The following is a 15,726-nucleotide window of genomic DNA, read 5'->3' on the forward strand; positions in this document are numbered from 1 at the left end:
GGGATCTCCTAGGACTTGACGGCCCCCGCCGTCAGTCCGTCGAGCAGCTGCTTGCGCAGCAGCAGGAACATGATCAGGCTCGGGATGGCCGCCAGGACCGAGCCGGCGAGCACCATGTCGACCTGGCGGCTCTCGGCGCCGTAGAGCGCCTGGATGCCGAGGGGCAGGGTGTACTGGGCCGGGTCGGAGACCACGATGAGCGGCCAGAAGAAGCTGTTGTAGCTGTTCAGGAAGCTCCACACGGCCAGCGCGCCGAGCGCCGGGCGCAGCAGCGGGAGCACGATCCGCAGGAACAGGCCGAACTCGGAGGCCCCGTCGAGCCGGGCGGACTCCAGGATCGAGTCGGGCACCGACTGCTCGACGTACTGCCGCATCATGAAGATGCCGAACGCCGGGGCCAGCCAGGGCACGATCAGGGTGAAGTAGACGTTCGTGACCCCGGCCTTGATCAGCATGATGAACAGCGGCACCACGATCACCGCGAACGGCACCGCCAATGAGCTGAACATGACGTTGAACAGGAACTTCTTGCCCGGGAAGCGGTACTTCGCGAAGGCGAACCCGGCCAGCGCGCAGACGAACACCGACACCGCCGTGGAGACCACCGCGACGACCGTGCTGGTCAGGAACCAGCCCCAGAACGGCTGGGTCTCCAGCAGCCGGGTGTAGTTCTCCCAGGTGAACGGGATCGGCAGCGGCTGCGGCGGATAGGCGAAGATGTCGCCGCGCGGCTTGAACGACGAGCTCAGCGCCCACAGCAGCGGCACCGCGAACAGCACCACCAGCATGGCCAGGAAGACGTAGACCAGGCCGCGGCGGGAGCGCGGGGCGGCCTTCATCGCTCCCTCCCCACGCCGTACACCGCGTTGGCGGCCCGCCCGAGCACGAAGACGAGCAGGAACATGACCACCCCGGCCGCGGCGGCGTAGCCGAGCTGCTGGCGGGTGAACGCCTCGCGGTAGATGAACATCGCCACCGACAGCGTCGCCTCGCCGGGGCCGCCCTTGGTGAGCAGCATGGGTTCCTCCAGGATCTGCGCCGTGCCGACCAGCACCGTCACCGCGACGAACGCGGTGACCGGCTTGAGCATCGGCACGGTGACGCTGAAGAAGGTGCGCACCCGTCCGGCGCCGTCGATCTCGGCGGCCTCGTAGAAGTCGCGCGGGATGTTCTTCAGCCCGGCCAGGAAGAAGATCGTCAGGTAGCCGGTCCAGCGCCACAGGACCAGCAGCATCACGCTGACCTTGGCCCAGCTCGGCTCGCCCAGCCAGTCGATGCCGCCCCAGCCGAAGAACCCGCGCAGGGCGGCGTTGAGCAGGCCGTACTCGCGGTCGTAGAGCAGGGTGAAGACCAGCGCGATGATGATCGGCGACAGCACCACCGGCATGAAGAACGTCAGCCGGAAGAAGTCCCGGCCCTTCAGCCCCCGGGTGTTGAGCGCCTGGGCGACCAGCAGCGCGACCGGGACGACCACGCCGACCGAGAAGGCCACATAGATCACGGTGTTGCCCACGGCGGTGCGAAAACTGCCGTCCGACAGCAGCCGCTCATAGTTCGCCGGCCCGACCCACTGGGGTGTGCCGAGGCCCGCCCACTCGGTGAGGCTGAGGTAGCCGCCGATCCCGATCGGCACGACCAGGAACAGGCCGTACAGGACGTAGAACGGCAGGACGAAGACGTAGGGTGCGGCGCCGGGCCCCCGGAGGCGGGCGGTGAGCGGCGGCCTCGTCATCCGCCCCCGGGAGACACGGGAGACACGGACCTCGGTCACGCTCATCCGCCGTTCTTCTTGTACGCGGCCGCCGCCTCCTTGATCGTCTGGGCGGCGGGTTTCTTGCCCTGGAGGGTCTCCAGCATCGGCCCGCCCAGCGCCTCGATCAGCGTGTTGAGCTTCTCGTTCTGGTAGAAGGTCGGGCTGTCGGCGGCGGCGGGGGTGTAGACGTCGAACACGCGCTGGCCGAGGTAGGCGTCCTCGGTGCTCAGCAGTTTCCGGTCCTTGTAGAGCGACTTGAGGGTGGGCAGGAAGCCGCCCATCTGGAAGCGGAGGAGCTGGCCCTCGGGGGTGAGGTAGGTCTGCTTCAGCAGCTCCAGCGCGGCGGCGGTGCCCGGCTTGTCCTTGAGGACGGCGAAGCCGGTGCCGCCCATGGCCGAGGCGATGTGGCCGCCGCCCGCGAACTTCGGCAGGTTGCGTATCTTCCACTTGCCCTTCTGCTCGGGCAGGTTCGCCTGGAGGCCGTAGACGTTGTACCAGTTGGGCATGACGGTCGCGATGAGCTTGCCGTTCTTCAGCGCCGCGGTGTTCGGGGCGCCGTACGGGTCGGGCAACGCGATCAGGAAGCCGCTCTGCACGCCCTTGGCCATGAACTCCAGCACCTCGACGGCCTCGGGCGAGTCGAGGACGAGGTTGCCGCCCTCGTCGTAGTAGCCGCCGCCCCGCTGGAGCAGGAGCTGGAGGAACTGGTTGGTGATGGAGGTGTTGTCGCCGGTGGAGACCATGCCGAGCGACTGGCCGGACTTCTCGTGCAGCTTCGCGCCGACCTCGGCGAGCTCCTCCCAGGTGGCGATGTCCGCGGGGATCTTGTTCTTCTTCCACTCGTCCTCGCGGTAGTACAGGACGCTGAGGCAGGTGTCGGACTCCAGCGCGTACAGGGTGCCGTCGATCGAGTAGGGGGCGGTGCGCAGCAGGTCGTCCTTGACCGGCGCGGCCAGGTCGTCCAGCGGGGCGAAGAGCTGCTTGCCGATGCCGCCGGACATGACGCGCGGGAAGACGCTGATCACGATGCCGATCATGTCGGGCGTCCCCCGGCCCGCCGCACCGGTCGAGATCATGCGGGTCACCAGCGCCTCGCTGTCGGCGTTGGTGAACTTCATCGTGTAGTCATACCGGCCGCCCGGGGCCTCCGTGAGGCGCTTGGCCTGCTCGGTGAAGGTCTTCACGTAGCCCGGGTCGTGCGTCCACAGGTTGAGCTCGACCTTGCCCGACGACACGGACGCCGAGCCGCCGCCGCTCTCACCGCCGCAGGCGGCCAGCACGCCCGCCGCCAGCAGGCCGCCACCGACCGCTCCGCTCCGACGTAGGAACACGCGACGCGATACGTCGGTCATCTGGAACTCCTTCGAGGATGGGGGATTCGCCTCAGGGGGCGTGTCGAGCAGCATGCTCGGCGGCCGGTGCCGGTGTCAATGAATCAGTACTACTATTTTCTGCATTGATACGATTTTTAGAGGTGCAAGGTGACGCGGCCCACCCGCACGACCTCCGCGGAGGCGACGGCGATGCCGTCGGGAACGTTCCGTACGGCCGGGTCGACCCACACGCCGGTGTCGCGACGCCACGGCAGCAGTTCGAGCCGCACCCCCTGTCCGGCGACGTCGTCACGCCACGGCGTGAGGTCGATGTCCCAGGTGCGCCCGTGCCAGAAGTGGTCGCTGACGAGCCGGTCGCCCACGTACGCGCGGCCGGCGTCGCCGGTCCAGGTCACCCGCAACAGCACGCGGTCGGCGCCGTCGAGCACGTCACGCGGCACGTCCAGGCGTACGTGCGCCGCGCCGGAGTAGTCGGCCGGCGCGCTGAGCCGGTCCATCGGCCCGCCGCGCACCGGGTCGGGGGGCGCGGGGGCGTTCGGGTGCAGGCCGGCGGCGACCGTTCGGGCCCCTGCGCCGGAAACGTTCACCGACCAGGTGCGCCACAGCCCCTCTCCACGTGGGCCGTCGAGCTCGCCGCCGTCGGCCGTCAGCCGGGCGGGCGCCGGCAGCAGGGCCACGGTGCACCGCTCGGCCTCCGACCGGATCACCAGGGCGCCGTCGAGGGCGTACACCGGCGCGTCGGACAGCACCAGCCGCTCGCGGCCCGCGACCTCCAGCCGGTACAGGCGGTTCGCGCTCGCCTCGTCGAGGACGAGGACACGCGCGCCGGGCAGGTCGACGACGCACTCCGTCCCGGGCTCGGCGACGTCCACCACCGTCGTGTCGCCGACGGACCGAGCCCCCTCGACCCGGACATCGCCGTCGAGGACGAGCTCCACCGGCACGCCGTCGGTGGCGCACAGGACGACCAGGTCGCCGTCCTCGTCGGTGATCCGGGTGACGAGTTGCGCGGTGGCGCTGCGCAGGACGAGCCCCGGGGCGAGCGGGTAACGCAGCGGCCACACCAGGGACACCCCGGCGGGAAGGTCGAGCGGCCTGGTCGGAACGGTGACGTCGGCGTCCTCGAACGACACCGTGACCTGGACGTCCTTCTGCGCGTCGAGCGGCCGCTTGGGCGGCTGGTACGTGGTCAGGAAGAGGTAGCCGCTGCGCCCGTCCGAACGGACGGCCCATCGCAGCTCGCCCGGGTCGTCGCTGCCGCCGCCGACGGCGACGCTCATCGGCGCGAGCCGGGCGCCTTCTCCGGCCAGCCAGAGGTGCAGGCGGCGCAGCAGGTGGTGGTGCGGGCGGATCTGGCCGTGCTCCCCGATCGGGGCGTAGAAGTCGTAGCTCAGGGTCGGCACGTCGTTGGGGTAGCCCGTGGCCTGGGACTCCTGCTCGGTGCCGTGCGGGCCGACCCGCTGGGTGCCGCCGGCGTACATGTAGTAGCCCTGCCAGATCGACCCGCTCCCGATCTTGGCCAGGGCGAGCGCGGCGACGTCCTGAGCCGTGACCAGGGGGCGCCGGTGGTAGGCGACGTGCATGCCACCCCCGATCTCGCAGGTGGCGAAGGGGGTCGCGGCGTCGTCCTTGAGCGGGACCGCGTCGGGGTCGAGCACGATGCCGTCGAGCGCCTCGCGCAGGTCCGCGCCCACCGTCAGATCGTCGCGGACCTCGCTGTAGCGGAAATGGTGGGCCGCGAACCGGGGCCACTCCGTCTGGGAGTCCTCCCAGAACCCGTCGGAGTAGGCGCTGTAGAGCGGGAGCAGCGTCTCGGGCACCAGGGCGCCGCCCCAGCCCGTCGCGGTCCACAGGGGCACCCGCAGTCCCAGGTCCTCGGCGATGCGTCTGAGCATGGCGAGATGCTGCGGCTGGTCGTACAGCTCGTTGTCCATCTGGGCGCCCACCACGGGCCCGCCCTCGGCGTGGGTGAGGCCGGCCAACTGGCTTATCGTCCGGGCGTAGAGCGCACGTACCAGCTCCAGGTAGGCGGGGTCGTTGGTGCGGGTCTTGAGCCCGCGTTCGACGAGCCAGTCCGGGAATCCGCCGCGGCGCGCCTCGCCGTGTGCCCACGGGCCCATGCGGACGACGACGTCCAGGCCGTGGCGCGCGGCGAGCTCGATGAACGCCCGCAGATCGAGGTTGCCGTCCCACCGGAACCGGCCGGGCTCGGGCTCGTGCGCCTGCCAGAACACGTACGTCGCCACCGTGTCCAGTCCGCCGGCGCGCGCGTGCCCGAGGACCTCGTTCCACCGCTCGCGCGGGATGCGGGAGTAGTGGACCTCCCCGGTCACCGGGAACCAGGGCTTGCCGCCGCGTTCGAGCCACCGGCTCGTGACCTCGATCCGGTCCGACGTCCTCGTGTCGTCCCCCAGCGGGAGGTGCCCCCGGCGGGGCGGGGACTGCGGGGAGACGCGCACGGTGCGGGCCTTGTTGTTCATTGTTCTCCTTCGAGAGGGGCGTGGGCGATCGTACGGCCGGTTGACCCGGCGAGCCGATGGGCGTTTCACTGCCTCATATGGACGAAACGACGCTGCCTGAGGGGTTCGCCGGCGGACGGATGCTGGTCGTCCCCCGGCCCACGGTGCGCAGGGCCCTTGGCCGGCCCGTGACGAACCGGCTCCTTGTCACCGATACCGGGATCTTTCTCCGCGCCGCACGGCATGGAGCGGCCCGGCCCGGCGGCGCCGGACAGCACATCCTGCTGGTCTGTACCGACGGTTCGGGATGGGTCGAGACGGGCGATGGACGTTTCGCCGTTCAGCGAGGCGATGCGGTCCTCCTGCCCGCCGGAATGGCCCATGAGTACGGGGCCTCGGACACCGACCCCTGGACTCTGTGGTGGTTCCACGCCGTGGGCGCCGACGCCGCCGACCTCGTCAGCGCCGGGCTGGCGGCGGCCGGTGGGATCGTCACGCATCTCCGGGATCCCGCACCCGTCGCCAGTCTCATCTCCCAGGTGATCGACGGTCTCGACGCCGGGACCACGGGCGGCCTCGTACGGGCCGCCGGGGCGGCGTGGAACGCGCTCGCCCAGGTCGTCGCCACCGGCCGCCGTCCCCTCGGGACCTCGCTCAGCCCGGTCGAACGCGCCGTCGAGCACCTGCGCGCGACCACGCCCCAGCGCACCTCCGTGGACTCGCTGGCGGCGATGGTCGGGCTGAGCACGTCCCAGCTCGGCGCGCTCTTCCGGGAGCAGCTCGGGGTCTCTCCGCTGAAGTACCAGACGCAGCTCCGCATGGCGCGCGCACGGGAGCTGCTTGACCACTCCGGCCTCGCGGTCAAGGCCGTCGCCCGCGAGGCCGGGTACGACGACGCCCTGTACTTCTCCCGCAAGTTCGCGAGCGTCCACGGGCTCGCGCCTACCGCGTACCGGAACCGCCCGCGCTGAGCCCGCGCCACTCCGCGTTGTGCGGTCTACCTCACGATGACCCGGCTCTCCCACGGGCCCAGCCGCAGCGTGCCGCCGTCCTCGGCGGCCTCCGGGCCCTCGATCACCCGGCTCAGCGCGGCGAAACCGATCTCCCCGTCCCGGGGTTCGTACGACTCCTTGCTTCCCGACCTCGGCGAGGTCCGGCCGACGGTGGCGACCATACCTTCAACAAGCATACTTTTGTATTGAAAAATATTATTAATCCGTTGACACTCCCGAAACAGCAGAGCCACACTGGGCCCCCACCCCCGTTCCGAAGGAGCCCTGATGCCCACGGCCAGTTGGAGTGTTCGCGCAGGCCTGGCGGCCGGACTGGTCCTCAGCCTGCTCGGGCCCGTGGCGCCGGCCGCCGCCCAGGCGGCCCCCTCCCCCGAGCTCCGCAACTCCGGCTTCGAGACCCCTCCTACCGGGCCGGCCGAGTTACCGGGCTGGCGCGCGGCGGGCACCCGCGGCGCGGCGACGATCGCCGGGCCCGCCCGGACCGGCGTGTTCGCGTTGCAGCACAACGGCACGCGGGCGTACACGGTCACCACCACCCAGACCGTGCGCGTGCCCGACGGGCACTACACCCTCACCGCCTACGCCCAGAGCGGCGGCGGGCAGCGCGCCAATTACCTGTTCGCCGAGCCGGCCGGTGGACGCCAGGCCCGCACCGCGGTGCCGGTGTCGTCCGCCTGGACGGTCGTCACCGTCCGCGGCATCGAGGTCCGGCACGGCCGGCTCACCATCGGCCTGCGCACCGAGGCTCCCCAGGGCGGCTGGACCCGGCTCGACGACGTGCGGCTGACCGCCGGAGCGCCGTACGACTTCCTCGCCGGCGGCGACATCACGATGCTCAACTGGGTGGAGGACAGCGGCGGCCGGTACTACGACGAGCGCGGCCGCCGCGAGGACCCGCTGAAGATCATGGCGGAGAACGGGACGGACATCGTCCGCCTGCGCCTCTACAACGACACCGGCCCCGACCACCCGCGGGTCGGGTATCCCGGCCACTATCTACCCGAGGGCTACCAGGACGAGGAGGACATCCTCGACCTCGCCCGGCGCGCCACCCGGTACGGGATGCGGATCCAGCTGACGTTCCACTACAGCGACTACTGGACGAACGGCGAGATCCAGGACATCCCCAAGGACTGGCGCGACGTCACGGACCTGCCCCGTGACCAGGCCGTCGACAAGCTGGAGAGCCACATCTACGACTACACCAGGTACTTCCTCCAGCGCATGGCCGCCCAGGGGACGCCGCCGGCCTTCGTCTCGCTCGGCAACGAGATGCAGGGCGGGCTGCTCTTCCCCTACGGCTACTCCTACACCGCCGACGGAGCGCCGGCGCTCGCGCGGTTCCTCAAGGCGGGCTACCGGGCCACCAAGGAGGTGTCGCCGGACACGCAGGTCATCATCCACATCACCGATGCCGGCGACTACGACGAGTACCGCTGGTTCTTCGGCCTGCTCAACCGGCTCGGCGTCCCGTACGACCTCATCGGCTCGTCCTACTACCCGTTCTGGACCCGCCGCGACATCCCCACCGTCGTCCAGTTCTTCGACACCATCAGCCGGGAGTTCAACAGGAAGATCATGGTGATGGAGACCGGCATCAACTGGAACCCGGTCACCCACGAAGGCCTCGAAGGCCAGCTCCACGACAACGGTCCCGTGCCCTACGGGGAGACTCCCGCCGGGCAGCGTGACTTCCTTTATGAGCTGTTCGCCGCGCTCAAGAGCGTGCCCGACGGCGCCGTGATCGGCGATCTCTACTGGGACCCGGTCATGATCCCGGCGCCCGGGGTCGGCTGGGAGGTCGGCGAGCCGAACTTCGTCAGCAACACGACCCTGTTCGACTTCACCGGCAGGGCGCTGCCCGCGCTGGACGCGTACCGCTACAACGTCGACGGCGGACGCTGACCGATCCGGGTGGGGCACGACCTCCCAGGTCCGCCCCACCCGGCATCAGCCGCTGACCGGCGGGTCGGCCGGGCATGGCCCGCCGACGTGGCCCGCCGACGTCAGCCGGTGACCGGCAGGGCCAGTCCGGCCGCGCCGGCGACGGAGCACACGGCCTCAGAACCGGCCCGCGCCAGCAGGTCCAGCCCCAGCCTCGCGCGGCGGACCCGCTCGATCGACAGCGCCACCGAGGTGGACTCCAGGTGGCTGCCCGACGGGTAGATGTCCGGGGCATTGCGCAGGCCGAACTTCGCATACACCGGCGCCGCCAGCTCCACCAGCCGGGGCAGCTCGTAGTGTCGGACGAAACCACCCAGGTTGTCCGGCGACTCGACATAGATGTCCAGCGGCTGGGTGACCGCACCGCGGATGGCGCGGATCTGCGCGAGGGTCAGGTCGGTCGGCAGATTGAGCGTGTCCGCGCCGAGCCCGGCGATCACCTTGGCGGTGGCCGGGTTCGCGATCGGGAGCATCACCGAAATCTTGGCCTGCATCTCCGCGGGCAGCTCCCCGCTGTCACGCAGCCGGCCGAACACCGAGAGCACACCCACGTCGGCGATCAGAACGCTGCGCACGCCCAGCTCAGCGGCCCGGCGGATCTCGTCCACCACCGCGACCAGCTGGTCCTGCCCGCGCACCGCCGGCGCCAGGCCACCCCCGGCAGGCGCGCGGCTCATCGCGGAGGTGTCCCAGCCGGCACACGGCCGGGCGAACAACGACAGCTCCACCCCGGCGTCGGCGGCCATGCCGACCATGTCGGTGATCTCGCCGTCCGTGAGCAGGCCCACCCCGCTGCCCTGCGAGACCCGGGTGACCGGGACGTCCAGCCGTTGTGCCTCGCGCAGGACGGCGGCGAGGCTGGCCGGCCCCTCCACGCTGGGGATCTCGACGCGGTATTGGGCCCCGTCGGGGAACCGGCCGGGAGACGGCGGAGGCGTGGACCCGTCGTCAGCGGGCAGCCCAAGACGAACGAGCAGCTCATTGGTGGTGGACATCGCGCTCCCAGTCCCGTATTGTTCGAAATCTCGAACAAGGTTCGGTATATCGACATGCGGAGGCTAACGATTCCGGCTCGCGGTCGTCAATGCCGGCCGATGGACATGCCGCGCCCCCCGACCAGCAGGAGACAGCGATGGCCCGGACGGTTCCGGCGGTCAACCGAGCGCTCGACATCCTCGAGCTGTTCCTCGCCGAGGACGCGCTGGCCGCCTCCGACATCACCGCCCGGCTCGACCTGCCCCGGACCACCGTCCACGAGTTGGTCAACACCCTGGTCGACCGCGGCTACCTGGTCGCCGAGCCGAGCGCCCCGATCCGGTATCAGCTCGGCATGAGGCTCTTCGAGCTCGGCGGGCTCTTCGCCGACCGCCTCGACCTGGCCAGACAGGCGCAGGCGGCGGCCACCGAGGTGGCCGCCGCCTGCGACGAGAGCGTGCACGTGGCGATACTGGACGGAGCCGAGGTGGTATACATCGCCAAGGTGGACAGCACCCATTCGGTACGCATGGTCTCCGCGGTCGGCCGCCGACTCCCGGCGCACTGCACCGCGGTCGGGAAGATGCTGCTGTCCGCCCTGGCCCCGGCCGCACTCGATGCGCGCTACCCGCCCGACCGGCCCCTCCAGTCGATGACCCCGAACAGCATCACCACGCCCGCCGGGCTCCGCACACAACTGGCGGAGATCCGGCAGGCAGGCGTGGCCTACGACAACTGCGAGTCCAACGAAGCGGTCGCCTGCGTCGCCGTCGGCGTGCTCGATCACACTGACCGCATGGTGGCCGCGATGAGCGTCTCGGTGCCCACCGTCCGCTGGACCGACGAGCGCCGAGAGCAGTGGACCGACCTCGTCCGCACCGGCGCCGCCACACTCTCCCACCGCCTCGGCCACCGCTCATAATCCGTGGACGGCACTACTCTCTCGGCACGGAGCAGCCGGTGACGATCGGCCAGGCACGCCGACTCACATCTCAAAGAGCTGCGCCGGGGTCGAGGACACGCCACCCGTACCCCGGAGCGCGTAACCCGACCCTGCCGCGGGTCGGGTGACGTGCTCATCGGGCGTCGGTCGCGGTAAACGGCCTCCTGACCAGGTCAGGCCGGACCGGCTTCCTCCAGCTCGACGGCGTGTTCCGCCCGGGCGGGAAGGAGCAGGGCGGTGATGACCACGGCCACGGACAGCACCGCGCCGAGGATGAAGGCCAGTCGCATGCCGTCGAGATTGGCGAGCGCCTCGGCGACCCCCTCGGCCTTCAGGGCGTCGGCGCGCGCGCTCATCACGGTGATGACGAGCGCGGTGCCGAGGGCCGCCGAGACCTGCTGGAGCGTGCTCAGGATCGAGCTGCCGTGGGAGTAGAGGTGCGGGGGAACCGCGCCGAGCCCGAGGGTGAACACCGGGGTGAAGGTCGCGGCCAGGCTCACCATCAGCAGCGCGTGCAGGCCGAGGATCTGCCAGTACGGCATGGTCATCGTGACCTGGGTGAAGCCGGCGAGCGAGAGCATGATGCCGATCGCGCCGGGGATGACCAGCACCCGGCCGCCGAACTGGTCGAACAGGCGGCCGACGGTCGGACCGAGCAGGCCCATCGCCAGGCCGCCCGGCATCACGAGGAGCCCGGTCTCCAGGGCGCTGAGCCCGCGGACGCTCTGCAGGTAGAGCGGCAGCAGGATCATCGAGCCGAGCATCGCCATGAAGGACACCGACATCAGGATCAGCGCGACGGTGTAGGTGCGGTGGCGCAGGGTGCGCAGGTCCATCAGCGGCACGTTGCGCTTCTGCAACGACAACTGGCGGAAGACGAAGACGGTGATGGTGACCAGCCCGGCCGCCACGATCCCGGCGGCAAGCCGGACGTCACCGCCCTCGAACTGGCTGAGCCCGTAGACCAGGCTGCCGAAGCCCGCCGCGGCGGTCACCACGCTGAACCAGTCGATGGTGCTGAACTTGGGCTCGCCGATGTTCTTGAGCCGCTTCAGGCCGCTCCAGGCGATCAGGGCGGCGATGGGGAACACCACGGCGAACAGCAGGCGCCAGGACCCGAACTGCAGGATCACCCCCGAGATCGCCGGGCCCATCGCGGGCGCGACCGAGATGGCCAGGGTGACGTTGCCCATGACCTTGCCCCGGTCTTCCTCGGGCACCACCTGCATCAGCGTGGTCATCAGCAGCGGCATCATCACGGCCGTCCCGGACGCCTGGATGATGCGCGCGCCCAGCAGCACCTCGAACGTCGGCGCGACGGCGGCCAACGCCGTGCCGATCAGGAACAACGCCATCGCCACCGTGTAAGCGCTGCGGGTGGACACCCGCTGCAGGAACCAGCCGGTGATCGGGATGACCGCGGCCATGGTCAGCATGAAGGCGGTCGAGAGCCACTGCGCGGTCTGCTCGGTGATGTGCAACGCGTCCATCAACCGCGGGATCGCGTTGATCATGATCGTCTCATTGAGGATGACCACGAACGTGGCGAGCACAAGCAGCCGGATCACGGCCGGGGTGCGGCCTGAACCGGCGGCCGCGGACTTGGCGGGTGAGTCGAGCTGTGAGCTGGGCACGGTACCTCTATCAGAGTTGTCGGAAATAGTGTCGTCACGGCCGGCATTCCAGCCTTGGGTCTCACGAGTAGTCGTGGTCATACACAGACTGACCTACACCACCGACAAAACTCATCGCCCCCGTCCAACATTCCGGCACGTGATGCGAAATGTCACCCGCTTTTAACCCGGGTCCCGTGTCACCCCATGACCTGCGGCGAACGCCATGCACCCCGTCGATCCCGGCGCCGAAGCCGGGGCGCGGCCGGTCTGCCGCCGTCAGGACGACGAGGGGGATGTTCCCGCCCCTCGCCGTCCACCTGCGGGCCGTGGCCGGACTGCGCGCCATGCCGACGACCGTGCCCATGCCGGGCGTCATGGGCCATGCCTCATCGCCCCGGACGACGACCGGCCGTTCGGCTCAGCCGGGCCCGTTGACGTCCGACTCGGACGCGGCCAGCAGGCGACCCGCAAGAGCCGTGAGGCTGAGCCCCTTCAGGTCGGGCATAAGGACGCCGGCAATCTCATCGACATGCCGGCGCCAGGCGTCGGGGACGGCGGCGGCCCCCGACGCCGCGCCGCACAGCGCGCCCACCATGGCCGGCATGCTGTCGGACTGCCGGGCGACCAGCGCGGCCGAGCCGAGAGCCGTGGCGAGGTCGCCGTCGGCCAGCTCGGCCAGGACGAAGGCCGTGGGCAGGGTCTCGGCGGCCACTCCCCCGTGGCTGTACACGGCCGGGCTGAGCCGCTCGACCAGGCCGGGGACGGCGTCGAAGGCCGTACGCGCCGACTCTCGGACGCGGGCCGCCCTGGCGAGGTTGCGGGCGGTCCAGCTGTTCTCGGGGAAGGCGCCCGCCGCCTCCCGCAGCGCGTCGCGGAGGGAGGCGCCGCCGACGAGCGATGCGATGGCGACGGCCATCGCCTGAGCGGCCCAGACCCCGTCCTCGGCGTGGGTGATCTCGGCATAGCGTCGCGCGACCTCGGCGGCCCCGGCCGGGTCGCCGGCGTAGTAGAGGCCGATCGACACTCCGGCGGGCACGGCGCTGTCGGAGTAGTGCATCGGGTTGTCGTTGCCGGTGGCGGGCGGCGTCAGGCCCCTGGCGCTGTTGATGATCGCGGAGCGTTCGGCGACGCCGGTCCATACGTCGGACGACATCCGCTTGCGCCATTCGGCGAAGAGCGCGGCCGAATCGTGGCCCGGCGCCTCGAGGAGCACCAGCGCGGCCATGGCCGCGGTCTCGGCGTCGTCCGTGGGAGACAGCGGAATGTCGTCCCCGATGCCGAGGGTGAACGGCAGCAACGGGCGCGAGACCCGCTGTTCGTCCAGCGCGGCCGAGAGCCGCCAACCGGCGGCCCGCGCCCAGGCCGAGCCGGCCCTGCGGTGGAACTGGGCGGGAAGGCCCGCGGCGTCACCGGCGGCCAGCCCCAGCAGGGCGCCGGCCGCACGGTTCTCCCGCGTGGCGGTGGCGTCAACGCCCATCGACGGCCACCTCCCTGAGCGCCGAGCTCTGCCGGCCGGCGTCGTGCAGCCGGTCGGCCAGGTCGACGAGGTCCGTGCCGGCGGTGGCGGTGATGCATCGTCCGCTCACGCGTGCCACCTGGGCCCGCCACCGTTCGGGGATGGCCTGGGCGCCGTGCAGGGCGCCCGCCATGGCGCCGGCGATGGCGGCGATGGTGTCGGAGTCGCGGCCGATGTTGACGCCCGCCAGCACCACCTGGGTGAAGTCCCCCCGGTGGGCGGCGAACAGGCCGAAGGCCAGCGCGACCGCCTCCGGGGCGGCATCGGCCCAGGGGTAGTGGAAGAGCGGGATCTCCGCGTACAGCGCTTCCTCCGCGGCGGCGGGTGAGCCCGCCGCCGCGGCCACGTCGAGCGCCCGGCCCACCAGCCGCGCCGACCAGGAGTCCCGTGGCAGCGCGCGCACGCCCGCGTCGATCACGTCGCGGTGGTCGTGCGCGGTCATCGCGACGGCGACGGCCGCGGCGACCGCCTGGGCGCCGAAGACGCCGTCGCGGGCGTGGCTGACCGAGGCGTCGACGGCCGCGATCCTGGCGGCCTCGTCGGGGTCGCCCATGCAGAGGATGCCGACGGGAGCGATCCGCATCGCGGCGCCGTCGCTCCACATCTCGTAGCTGTCGCTGCCGCTCTGCGGCGGTCGCAGCCCCGAACGCAGGTTGGCGAGGGCGACCATCTCGCTGAAGCCGGCGCCGTGGAAGCCGCCCCGCTGCGCCGCGACCGCGTCCAGCCAGACGTCGGCCACGTCGTCGGCGGTGATGCTCCTGCCGTGGGCGAGCAGGCCCCGGGCGCAGAGGACCGCGTACTCGGTGTCGTCGGTGCCGGCCGCGTCCTCGGTGAGGAAGTCGGTGACCCTGCCGTAGCGTGCGTGGATCTCAGCAGGTGTCATGCCTTCGGTGGGTGCGCCGAGGGCATCGCCGACCGCGAGGCCGAGCAGCGCGCCTCGGCACCGGTCCAGAGTGGTCACTCGCTCTCCAGAGTCGCATCGTTTTGCATGATGCCGCACACGCTAGCAGCGCACGCTCCCCCACGAACAGCGAGCTGCCTGGGATGACTTCTGGAAACAGGATCGTTACGCTGACCCCTTGACCGAAGCCGGGGCCGCACTCCATGCTACGACCCAAATCGATTTGCATTTGTGGGAGCGAGATGAAGGAAGCAGGCCGGCGCCCGGACATCGCCGCCGTCGCCGCGGCCGCCGGAGTCAGCGTGACGACCGTGTCGCACGTGCTGAGCGGCCGCAGACCGGTCAGCGCCCGTACCCGGGCCAAGGTGGAGGCGGTCATCGAAGAGCTCGGCTACCGGCCGAACCCGTCGGCCCGCAGCCTGCGGACGGACCGCAGCGAGTCGATCGCGCTGATCGTCCCCGATCTGACCAACCCGTTCTACCCGCTGGTCGCGGCGGGGCTGCAGGACGTGCTGATGTCGAGCGGTTACCTGCTGTCCGTCACCGACGCGGCGCTGCCCAGCCGGGCCCTGCCCGAGGTCGTACGGCACGTGCTGGCCCGCAGGGTCGACGGCATCGTGCTGGCCACCTACGGCGCCACCGATCAGGACATCGACAAGATCGCGAAATCCGGAACCAAGCTCGTACGGCTGGGCGGCCGGTTCCGCGCCGAGTTCGGCGACATCGTCAGGGCCGACGACACCAGCGGCGTGCACGACATCGTCAGCCACCTGATCGACCGGGGATACCAGCGCATCGCGTTCCTCAACGGCGAGCCGCACGCGCACCCGAGCCAGATCAGGCTCGAAGGCTACGAGCGGGCGCTGCGCGAGGCCGGCCGGCCGATCCTGCCCGAGCTGATCCACTCGGGCACGTTCACCCGGGCGGGCGGCGTGGAGGGGGCCAAAGTCCTGCTCTCCCGCTCGCCCCGCCCCGACGCCCTGGTCTGCGCCAACGACCTCATCGCCGTCGGAGCGCTCGACGTGACCAGGCAGCTCGGTCTGTCCGTCCCCGGCGACGTGGCCGTCACCGGCTACGACGACATCGAGGCCGCATCCCTCATCACCCCCGCCCTGACCACAGTGCTCAACCCGGCCCGCGAGATCGGCAGGACCTGCGCACGTCTTCTGCTCGACCGGCTGGCCGGCGAGTACGACGACACGGCCCGCGAGATCGTCCTCGCCCACCGGCTCATCGTCCGCGACTCGTCATAGCCGTCCGTAAGGAGAACCA

General features: G+C 70.8%; 13 protein-coding genes. 4 read left to right on the forward strand and 9 right to left on the reverse strand.

Annotation, left to right across the window (positions count from 1 at the left end):
• Positions 1 to 8: 8 nt before the first annotated feature.
• From ACIHFD_RS35255 to ACIHFD_RS35270, 4 genes are all read right to left on the reverse strand, one after another.
• Positions 9 to 839 (reverse strand): carbohydrate ABC transporter permease, encoded by an 831-nt coding sequence (locus ACIHFD_RS35255; protein ID WP_364257846.1) that lies wholly within the window; start codon positions 837 to 839, stop codon positions 9 to 11.
• Positions 836 to 1,777: a carbohydrate ABC transporter permease gene (locus ACIHFD_RS35260; RefSeq protein ID WP_397370628.1), complete on the reverse strand. Its 942-nt coding sequence runs from the start codon at positions 1,775 to 1,777 to the stop codon at positions 836 to 838. Before ACIHFD_RS35260 ends, ACIHFD_RS35255 begins: the two co-directional genes overlap by 4 nt.
• Complete coding sequence (locus ACIHFD_RS35265; protein WP_397370629.1) at positions 1,774 to 3,105, reverse strand: ABC transporter substrate-binding protein; 1,332 nt, start codon at positions 3,103 to 3,105, stop codon at positions 1,774 to 1,776. The genes ACIHFD_RS35260 and ACIHFD_RS35265 overlap by 4 nt, the downstream gene beginning before the upstream one ends.
• A 116-nt stretch (positions 3,106 to 3,221) precedes the next feature.
• Positions 3,222 to 5,567, reverse strand: coding sequence for a beta-galactosidase (locus ACIHFD_RS35270; protein WP_397370630.1), 2,346 nt, complete (start codon positions 5,565 to 5,567; stop codon positions 3,222 to 3,224).
• Positions 5,568 to 5,644: 77 nt separating this feature from the next.
• On the opposite strand from ACIHFD_RS35270, the gene ACIHFD_RS35275 reads away from it, so the two are divergent.
• Entirely contained in the window at positions 5,645 to 6,517 is an 873-nt protein-coding gene (locus tag ACIHFD_RS35275; RefSeq protein WP_363975156.1) for a helix-turn-helix domain-containing protein, read from the forward strand.
• Positions 6,518 to 6,543: 26 nt separating this feature from the next.
• Here the strand turns inward: ACIHFD_RS35275 and ACIHFD_RS35280 are convergent, their stop codons facing one another.
• The gene (locus ACIHFD_RS35280; protein WP_397370631.1) at positions 6,544 to 6,735 is read right to left on the reverse strand and encodes a hypothetical protein; all 192 of its coding nucleotides are present in this window, start codon (positions 6,733 to 6,735) and stop codon (positions 6,544 to 6,546) included.
• 91 nt (positions 6,736 to 6,826) lie between these two features.
• Here ACIHFD_RS35280 and ACIHFD_RS35285 point away from each other — a divergent pair, with 91 nt between their 5' ends.
• Positions 6,827 to 8,464 carry an arabinogalactan endo-beta-1,4-galactanase gene (locus ACIHFD_RS35285; protein WP_397370632.1) on the forward strand — a complete coding sequence of 546 codons (1,638 nt, stop codon included), beginning with the start codon at positions 6,827 to 6,829 and terminating at the stop codon, positions 8,462 to 8,464.
• A 101-nt stretch (positions 8,465 to 8,565) separates the two neighbouring features.
• On the opposite strand, the gene ACIHFD_RS35290 is transcribed toward ACIHFD_RS35285, so the two are convergent.
• Complete coding sequence (locus ACIHFD_RS35290; protein ID WP_350735634.1) at positions 8,566 to 9,498, reverse strand: U32 family peptidase; 933 nt, start codon at positions 9,496 to 9,498, stop codon at positions 8,566 to 8,568.
• Between the two features lie 137 nt (positions 9,499 to 9,635).
• Between ACIHFD_RS35290 and ACIHFD_RS35295 the strand changes: the two genes are divergently transcribed.
• Positions 9,636 to 10,400, forward strand: a complete 765-nt coding sequence (locus ACIHFD_RS35295; RefSeq protein WP_397370633.1) for an IclR family transcriptional regulator — start codon at positions 9,636 to 9,638, stop codon at positions 10,398 to 10,400.
• Between the two features lie 194 nt (positions 10,401 to 10,594).
• Here the strand turns inward: ACIHFD_RS35295 and ACIHFD_RS35300 are convergent, their stop codons facing one another.
• The 3 genes from ACIHFD_RS35300 to ACIHFD_RS35310 all read right to left on the reverse strand — a co-directional run bounded on the left by ACIHFD_RS35300 (position 10,595) and on the right by ACIHFD_RS35310 (position 14,514).
• Positions 10,595 to 12,055 (reverse strand): MDR family MFS transporter, encoded by a 1,461-nt coding sequence (locus ACIHFD_RS35300; protein ID WP_397370634.1) that lies wholly within the window; start codon positions 12,053 to 12,055, stop codon positions 10,595 to 10,597.
• Positions 12,056 to 12,455: 400 nt separating this feature from the next.
• Positions 12,456 to 13,514, reverse strand: coding sequence for an ADP-ribosylglycohydrolase family protein (locus ACIHFD_RS35305; protein WP_397370635.1), 1,059 nt, complete (start codon positions 13,512 to 13,514; stop codon positions 12,456 to 12,458).
• A complete protein-coding gene (locus ACIHFD_RS35310) occupies positions 13,504 to 14,514 on the reverse strand; it encodes an ADP-ribosylglycohydrolase family protein (protein WP_397370636.1) in 1,011 nt (336 codons plus the stop codon). The genes ACIHFD_RS35305 and ACIHFD_RS35310 overlap by 11 nt, the downstream gene beginning before the upstream one ends.
• A gap of 182 nt (positions 14,515 to 14,696) precedes the next feature.
• Here ACIHFD_RS35310 and ACIHFD_RS35315 point away from each other — a divergent pair, with 182 nt between their 5' ends.
• The gene (locus tag ACIHFD_RS35315) at positions 14,697 to 15,707 is read left to right on the forward strand and encodes a LacI family DNA-binding transcriptional regulator (RefSeq protein ID WP_363975133.1); all 1,011 of its coding nucleotides are present in this window, start codon (positions 14,697 to 14,699) and stop codon (positions 15,705 to 15,707) included.
• Positions 15,708 to 15,726 lie beyond the last annotated feature (19 nt).

The organism is Nonomuraea sp. NPDC051941 (genome assembly GCF_044593615.1).

Excerpts from the sequence above, each read along its gene's own strand:
- ACIHFD_RS35295 (WP_397370633.1), top strand. The coding sequence starts at position 9,636 with ATGGCCCGGACGGTTCCGGCGGTCAACCGAGCGCTCGACATCCTCGAG.
- ACIHFD_RS35275 (WP_363975156.1), top strand. The coding sequence starts at position 5,645 with ATGGACGAAACGACGCTGCCTGAGGGGTTCGCCGGCGGACGGATGCTG.
- ACIHFD_RS35285 (WP_397370632.1), top strand. The coding sequence starts at position 6,827 with ATGCCCACGGCCAGTTGGAGTGTTCGCGCAGGCCTGGCGGCCGGACTG.
- ACIHFD_RS35290 (WP_350735634.1), bottom strand. The coding sequence starts at position 9,498 with ATGTCCACCACCAATGAGCTGCTCGTTCGTCTTGGGCTGCCCGCTGAC.
- ACIHFD_RS35265 (WP_397370629.1), bottom strand. The coding sequence starts at position 3,105 with ATGACCGACGTATCGCGTCGCGTGTTCCTACGTCGGAGCGGAGCGGTC.
- ACIHFD_RS35270 (WP_397370630.1), bottom strand. The coding sequence starts at position 5,567 with ATGAACAACAAGGCCCGCACCGTGCGCGTCTCCCCGCAGTCCCCGCCC.
- ACIHFD_RS35280 (WP_397370631.1), bottom strand. The coding sequence starts at position 6,735 with ATGCTTGTTGAAGGTATGGTCGCCACCGTCGGCCGGACCTCGCCGAGG.
- ACIHFD_RS35315 (WP_363975133.1), top strand. The coding sequence starts at position 14,697 with ATGAAGGAAGCAGGCCGGCGCCCGGACATCGCCGCCGTCGCCGCGGCC.
- ACIHFD_RS35260 (WP_397370628.1), bottom strand. The coding sequence starts at position 1,777 with ATGAGCGTGACCGAGGTCCGTGTCTCCCGTGTCTCCCGGGGGCGGATG.
- ACIHFD_RS35305 (WP_397370635.1), bottom strand. The coding sequence starts at position 13,514 with ATGGGCGTTGACGCCACCGCCACGCGGGAGAACCGTGCGGCCGGCGCC.
- ACIHFD_RS35255 (WP_364257846.1), bottom strand. The coding sequence starts at position 839 with ATGAAGGCCGCCCCGCGCTCCCGCCGCGGCCTGGTCTACGTCTTCCTG.